Annotated in this window: 6 protein-coding genes; all 6 read right to left on the bottom strand. The window is 52.0% G+C overall.

What is annotated here, in order from left to right:
- Positions 1-797 precede the first annotated feature (797 nt).
- Positions 798-971, bottom strand: coding sequence for an aspartyl-phosphate phosphatase Spo0E family protein (locus BLR64_RS29715; RefSeq protein ID WP_090720308.1), 174 nt, complete (start codon positions 969-971; stop codon positions 798-800).
- Positions 972-1,060: 89 nt separating this feature from the next.
- Positions 1,061-2,497 (bottom strand): glycan biosynthesis hexose transferase WsfD, encoded by a 1,437-nt coding sequence (gene wsfD, locus BLR64_RS29710; RefSeq protein WP_090720306.1) that lies wholly within the window; start codon positions 2,495-2,497, stop codon positions 1,061-1,063.
- A gap of 8 nt (positions 2,498-2,505) precedes the next feature.
- On the bottom strand, positions 2,506-4,413 hold the full coding sequence (locus BLR64_RS29705; protein ID WP_090720304.1) for an LTA synthase family protein: 1,908 nt from the start codon (positions 4,411-4,413) through the stop codon (positions 2,506-2,508).
- 245 nt (positions 4,414-4,658) lie between these two features.
- On the bottom strand, positions 4,659-5,858 hold the full coding sequence (locus BLR64_RS29700; protein WP_139172152.1) for a hypothetical protein: 1,200 nt from the start codon (positions 5,856-5,858) through the stop codon (positions 4,659-4,661).
- Positions 5,855-6,535, bottom strand: coding sequence for an RNA polymerase sigma factor (locus BLR64_RS29695; protein WP_244157884.1), 681 nt, complete (start codon positions 6,533-6,535; stop codon positions 5,855-5,857). The genes BLR64_RS29700 and BLR64_RS29695 overlap by 4 nt, the downstream gene beginning before the upstream one ends.
- Before the next feature lie 229 nt (positions 6,536-6,764).
- A partial coding sequence (locus tag BLR64_RS29690; protein ID WP_139172150.1) for a transposase occupies positions 6,765-6,991 on the bottom strand: 227 nt, incomplete at its 5' end.

Below are 6,991 nucleotides of genomic sequence, written 5' to 3'. Positions count from 1 at the left end.
CATTATCTTTCAAACCATGCCGTTCCCTCTACGCCGGAGGGTTCTTCGCTGTTGTACCAAGTTCTTTACAGCTTCCATGGCCTTCGTCCAGTTTAGCGAGACTCGGCTCCCTCTTTTCCCCTTTGCAGGGCCTTTTTGACGACGCGGCAGGATTCACTTGATGTTGCGGCCTGGGTTGTTGCTCGCCCGGTCTCTGACCGGTACTTTTGTCGATGCGCTTTTACACACAGATTTCGCCATGCGCAAGCATCCTAGCTACAAGAGTGGCTTGGCCCCTCTCTTGGTTGGACTTGCACCAACTAGATAATGCGTGCCTCTGGGCACGCCTAACACAAAAAAAGAGTGCCCCGGGCAGCAAACCGCCGCCGGAGCACTCTTAGTAAGTTGTTACTCATAACCTCTATAAAACTAACTTTTATTCGATATGTAAGATCAGCTTGCTTATAAGGTCGTTCATTCATATGTGTATACGTGCGCTCATCGGTACGTTCATGTCATGCGACTAAGTGGATTTTTGCCATCTATTTTTCAACTATGCAGCCTTTTTGGAATATTAGTTGGAAAAACGCCACCTAAACGATCCCAATTCACTCCATACGGCCGATACTCCCCGATTTAAGTAGCATTATTCCACTTAGTTACCGTAAAGTCCGATAAATCAGGAATTTAAGTGGCAAAAATCCAATTAGTTTCTTTGGACAGCCCACTTTCCGCCAAATCAAAGGTTTCCATAAAAAAAGACACCCAGACGGCCCGGCCGTCCAAATGTCCAAGATATACAATGCTTTTCTCTTATGCTAATAGGGCATGTCATCCTTGTCGGTGAGACAGTCCGTATACTCATTCAGCAGCGCATCCAGCTTAACGGATTGGCGGAGGACTCTGAGATCCTGCACTCCATACTCAAGAGCCAGCCGGTTCAGCTCCTGTCTTGCCTGCTCGATTCGGTCCCTGTGTTCGTCATTTTCCATAGCGGCCCCCTTACTCAGTTGAGGCTGTAAGCCATTGTTAATCTTTTACTTAAGTTCCAAACACATTGTATTCGATTATGAACCACGGGTCAATTGCCCAAAGTCCCATTCTTACGCCCCATTAATTCTGCAGCAATACGCACAATGCCGCCCAGCATAACGACGGCCATCATATCAAAGCTCACATTAAACAGGAACAGATGCTTGCCGATATCCGCCCGGCCGTCACCGAGAATCGGCACCAGGAAAGAGAATAGCCCGATCAGACCCAGCAGCATGAGCAGCTCTCCGGCAACCCGTTCACGGAGCTCCCTGGCACGGAAATAATAGAACAATACTCCTGCATAATAGACCAGATAAAAGAGGCCCAGGAACCAGAGCGAATCCGGCAGATGCCTGTTTTTGAACTCACTCCACCCGCTGTATGTATAGGCCACTGCCCCTGCGGGCTTACCCAGACTTTTCTCATAGCTTCCAAGATAATAGGGACGGATGGACATGCTGTTCTGTGCCGCATACTCCATATTATCTATCAGCCGCGAGGGGTGTTTTAAATAGAAGAAAAGGACATCCTTATGCGAGATCCGGTCATAGAAATCCGGCGTCAGCGAAGGATCATCCTGCTTGATCGCCGTATCCCCCTGAAAATAGTTTGTTCCCGCCAGCACCTCAAGCCGCTCCGGCAGCCCGAGATCGCGCAGATCGCCGCGCACATCCGGGGACTCATTCAGAATTCCGAAGAATACCGTCTGGTACAGATTAATATGCTTCAGCTCCTTGGGAGCCGTCACGTACAGAATGACCGATACAACCGCTACCGCTACAGCAAACCGCCTGGCCAGCTTCCCGAAGCCCCCTTCTCTCTGAAGGGAACCGAGACGCCAAAAAATCAGCATAAACGCAAGGCCCACCGGCGCGTTCTGGATTTTGGAGCAGACAAGAAACAGCACAGCAACGAAGAACAGCGTCAGCCCCCGGCGGGTCGGATGGTCCTGCATCGTCAGCCTCAGCCCGAGGACAAAGGTCAGCAGCATAAACACCATCGACACCGGCTCGCCGAACAGCGAGTTGAAATAGGCCAGATACCCGATATCATAAAAAACAAACAGCATCCCGGCCCCGAGCAACAGTCCCATAACAGCGGAGTGCTTGGCCCCGAGCTTCACGGTCAGCCAGGTCGCGGCAAGCAGCAGCACGGCATAGACCGCCCCGAGCACCCGGATATCAAAATAACTGCCGTGAACCAGCCCGGCCAGAAGCCGGGGGATAAGCACCAGCAGGATCTGCGAGGACGGATAAAAGCCCCTGAACAAGTTGTCGTAAGCAAACTGCGAGTGGCTATAGCTGAAAAAGCGGTCGGCATAGCTCTCCGCAGCATTATAATAGTTCAGGCCGATCGTATTCATCATGCGCAAAAAATCGCCATTATCGGCCACCCCGACAAACGGCTGCAAAAACAGCAGATACAGAATCAGTCCGCCTCCGGCCAGGGTGACCAGAACCTGCGGCTTTAATACTCTTTTCATAGCTCCTCCTAGCGCTGCGGCAGCAGCTTCACATATTCATCGGACAGGCCCAGCAGCTGCAGAATATAGTTATAATCTCCCTCATATTGGCTGTAGTCCGCTACAGGCTGGAGGGTATCCAGCGAGACGGCGGTACCGTCAGCGAAGCTTTTACCCGGAACAAACATAATCTCATCGTTAAAAAAAGAGCCGGAAGGCATGTAGTACCTCATCCCGATCACATTGCGCTCTATATTAAGCAGGTCATGCCCAAAGGCCGTAAAGCCTTCCGCTTTCAGATCGAGCCCCAGCAGATTGGCTACGGTCGGGAGAATATCGAGCTGTCCTCCGGTGCGCTCTATTTCCTGCCCCCCGGTCATGCCCGGTACATGCACAATCAGTGGAATATTGAACCGGCTGATCCTTGAATCATACGGGATGCCCAGCGCTTCCTCGACCTGCTCGGGCGGCACATCCTGCGGCTGCAGGCCGAAATGGTCACCGTAAAGCACCAGCACCGTATTGTCCCACAGCCCCTGCTGCTTCAGCCCATCAATTAACGTGCCCACCGCATAGTCCGTGTAGTTGATTGCTGTCAGATAATCGCCCAGCATGGTGCCTTCCAGCGAATCCGGCATAGTGATCCTCCGGAAGCTGTCCGGAACCTTGAACGGATGGTGGCTGGAAGCCGTCACAAGCTGCGCATAGAACGGCGTTCCCTGCCGGTTCAGCTCCGCCAGCTTATCTACAGCGGTAATATACAGCTGCTCGTCCGAGGCGCCGAACGAATTAAAATGGTCGTTGACGAAATCGCCCTTGTCGTAATACCCGTTAAAGCCCAATGCCGGATACAGCTCATTGCGGTTCCAGAAGCCTATCTTATTCACGTGGAAGGTGTACGCCTCATAGCCCTTGCTCCGCAGCAGCCGCGGCAGGCTCGGCAGCTCACGGTCAGCGAAGCCGGTGGACATCGCAAGCGTGCCGATCGGATAGATCGATGTATTGCTCATAAACTCGGCATCCGACGTGTTGCCCGGGCCAATCTGCTGATAGACCTGCGGGAAATAAAAGCCCTCTCCCGCCAGGCTGTTCAGCACCGGCGTCAGCTCTTGTCCGTCCAGTGACTGATGCAGCGGAAAGTTCTGGAACGCCTCCAGCTGGATGACGATCACATTTTTACCCTTTTGCGAGCCAAAATAGTCCGGAACCGTTCCGGCTGGCTTGCTGCTGTAGGGATAGGACGCTTCAAGATTGTTTATTTTGGCAACCGTTTCATTAATATCGCCCGTGCCGATCAGCCCGTTATCCTCCTGCGCTTTGAGTGCTGCTACCAGCTCATAGTTCAGGAACCCCGCGCTTTCCGCCTGCACCAGCTCGTTGGTGATGCTGCGTGCGGCATGTACGGAGTATGCCGAGAGTAACCCCCCGCCGATAATGGCCACCAGAATGACAACAAGCTGGATTCTCGAGGAAGCCGGGCGTGTACCGCCGCTGTAGCTCCGGCTCTGATAAGCCGGCCCCCGCTGCCATCTGCGTATTCCCGCAAGGGTGGCCACTATTACAAGATCAGCGAAGAACAGGTAATCCACCGGCTGGATCGTCGATTCCACACTTTCTTTAACCTGGAATACCTGGTTCAGCTCATAAAAAGCCAGATAAGTCGGGACCGACCCGAAATGGTTAAAATACACACTGGCCGCAAACAGCAGCAGCGACAGGATGACATTGAAGCTCCAGTAGGCTCCTGTCTTCATCCGCCGCGGCAGCAGCACAGTCAGAACCCCCATAATCAGCAGCACCGGCGCAAGGTCCATGGCAATCCATTCCCAGGCGATCCGTTCAAAAAACAGTACCCGCAGCAGCAGCAGCTTCAGCCAGACCAGTCCTGCTACCACATAGAACTGCAGCGGCAGCAGCCTGTTATTTTGCTTGTTCATAGAGATCCCTCTTACTTCCATACTATATTTCTGTTAACTAAATTCCACTTTTTTGTAAAAGTTCAGATTTATCTAGTATAGCAATTGTTATTTAGTTACGCAAAATAACCCCACAAAGTGGAGCCTTTACACGAAAGCTGATCAAGTCCTTTGCGGGGACCCCGAGAAATACTTTAATAGAAAAAAGAGACACAGCCTGCTGCAGGCCTGCGTCTCTTCCATTGCCAGAATATATTTCTTCATTATTATAGTGTGTTGCTTGCTCTCTTTATACTGAAGCTGTACATGACGCCATCCATGTTATAAGCTGCTTCAATGGTTGGCCCGCCGCTATGGCTCTCAAAAGTGATCACACCCGGCCTTGGTTCGTTTTTAATCAGCGTGTAATCCTCCTTCAGCTTAACTCCGTACAGTCTGTCCGCGATAACTGCAGCTGTGCTCTGGAGGATAGCGTTGTCCTTGCTGAGCAGCAGCTCATCCCGTTCCTCGTCAGTCCGGGAGTCACCCAGATCCGCAAGGTTCAGTGCATAGTCAGCTACATCCAGAACAGCCGAGGTTGCATAATCAAAGGTTACAAAGGTATCTCCGCCCCGGCCGTCTCCATAATATAAAGATATTTCATCGCCTGCACCTTCTGCGGTGGTACGGATAACTCTGGTTAACTGATCTTCCAAGCTGCTGGATCTAAGCATTCCGAGCGCTTCCAGTCCGGCTTGTTTAAGCTCCTCAATGACCTCGTTCTGATCCATCTCGAAATAAGCACGCTCGTAAGCTCCGTTCGTAAAATTAATGGCAGCATCCGCAGCGGTAATGACGTTTTGAACCTGTACGCTATGATCCGGTGAGCGCCCGTAGTCCACATAACGCGTAGACCCGGTAACGGAGAATTCTCCTGTGTAGCCCAGCTCCTGCAGCTTCTCTCTGGCATCACTGATAAGCTTGCTGTCGATTGCTTCCGCTCCAAATGCTGCATTCATCGTGTATGCGTCCGCTTCCCCTGTCTCCGCATTAAGCCTGAGCATCGCATAGGCTTTGCTGTATTCACTGTATACAAGTTGTACGCGTCCTGTACGCTGCTCATGCTCCAGCTTTTCGAAGGGGATTTTCCGGCCAAGCTGCTTTAGGATCAGCTGCTCTGCAATCTTTTTTAGCGCTTCATCTGTAAGCTCAGCCTTGTCCTCCACAGGCAGGGTAACACCTGCGGGAGTCTCTGCTCCAGATGGGCCAAGCTTCAAGTAAAGAGTTGCGGCTCCAGCCAGCAGCAGCAGGATGACGGCAGCCATAACCGCCAGCCTTGGCATGCGCCGGGAGCGGGGACGGGCCGGTTCGGATTCTGTCCGCAGCCTCCGCATCACCTGCTCGGCAGAGGAATCGGTAAACCTGGCATCCTGAAACGGCCCCTTACGGGCCTGCTCATACCACTGCGGCTCACGTTCATCCATCATTGTAACCCCCTTATTTTATCCTGGACTTTGCGGCGTGCCCGGTGCAGCCGCGATTTGACGGTTCCCGGCGGCAGACCGGTCAGTCCGGCAATTTCATTAATGGACAGCTCTGCCTTGAGGTCCAGCACCAGCACCTCGCGCAGCTTATCCGGCAGCTTCATAATAATGCTCCAGATGTCCTTCGTCTGCTGATTCCCCATGTATTCCATCTCCGCCGAGCGTGTTGTGCCGAGCAGCCGTCCGGCTTCCGCTTGTGCTCCCTGCTGCTTCGGGCCTGCGGGCGTCAGACTCTGTACCTCGCCGCCCCATAGTCCGGTGCGGAAAAACCGCGACTTCCGGTATGAGAACACGGTGTTCCGCGCAATCGTCAGCAGCCAGCCCTTCAGGCTGGCCGTTCCCCTGTACGTACCGATCCGGTAGAAGCATTTCACAAATACCTCCTGCGCGAGATCATCTGCCTGTTCGGTATTTTGGGTCAGGTAATAGATATAATTCCAGATATCATTGCCGTACAGGCTCATAATCTGCCGCAGCTGTTCTTCATCCATGGCTTCGGCAAGCTTGAGCTTATGCTCCAGCCCATTCTTCAGCCCATTCTTTTGCTCAGCCCTCTCCTCATCATTCAAACCAGCCTGCAGCTCACCCTTGAATTTACTCTTCAGTCCATTTAGTTCCAAGCGCTTCACCTCACTTCATATGACCCTGTTAATACGGGAAAGGTTCCCTTTATTTTCTATTCTGGCTACCTTTTGCTTCCCTCACCCTTGCTTAATTGCACTCCATACACTTAAAATGCCACTTTTTCAGCCCAATGCCCGTTTAAGTGTATTCCGGAGTCAATTTCATAATTCAGTTTGTTGAGTAGCAAGACTGGGCCAAAATTTTTGAGATCGTTTTTAAAAAAAATCAGGCTACTTTCTGGAAACTGTTTAACTGCTTGTTCAACTTGTCTAGCGCAAACTTACTCAAATTGTAGGCCAGTGTACTGAGCTGGAAATCCACACCTGCCCGGACACCGCGATGACGTGTACGTTTCATGCCAAAATACTCTTTGAGGTACGCAAAAACTCGTTCCACGGCCGTTCGCTTGTTGTACAGTTTCGTAAAGCTCTCGCTACCTCTTGCGGGGTAGG

This window comes from Paenibacillus typhae (assembly GCF_900099765.1).
GTDB classification, from domain to species: Bacteria; Bacillota; Bacilli; order Paenibacillales; family Paenibacillaceae; genus Paenibacillus_AQ; species Paenibacillus_AQ typhae.
Note: the sequence above shows the minus strand (reverse complement) of the source record. Positions and strands in the feature narration are given on the sequence as shown.

Bases quoted from the DNA above. Each gene is read 5' to 3' on its own strand.
- BLR64_RS29700 (WP_139172152.1), bottom strand. From the start codon at position 5,858: ATGATGGATGAACGTGAGCCGCAGTGGTATGAGCAGGCCCGTAAGGGG.
- wsfD (WP_090720306.1), bottom strand. From the start codon at position 2,497: ATGAAAAGAGTATTAAAGCCGCAGGTTCTGGTCACCCTGGCCGGAGGC.
- BLR64_RS29705 (WP_090720304.1), bottom strand. From the start codon at position 4,413: ATGAACAAGCAAAATAACAGGCTGCTGCCGCTGCAGTTCTATGTGGTA.
- BLR64_RS29715 (WP_090720308.1), bottom strand. From the start codon at position 971: ATGGAAAATGACGAACACAGGGACCGAATCGAGCAGGCAAGACAGGAG.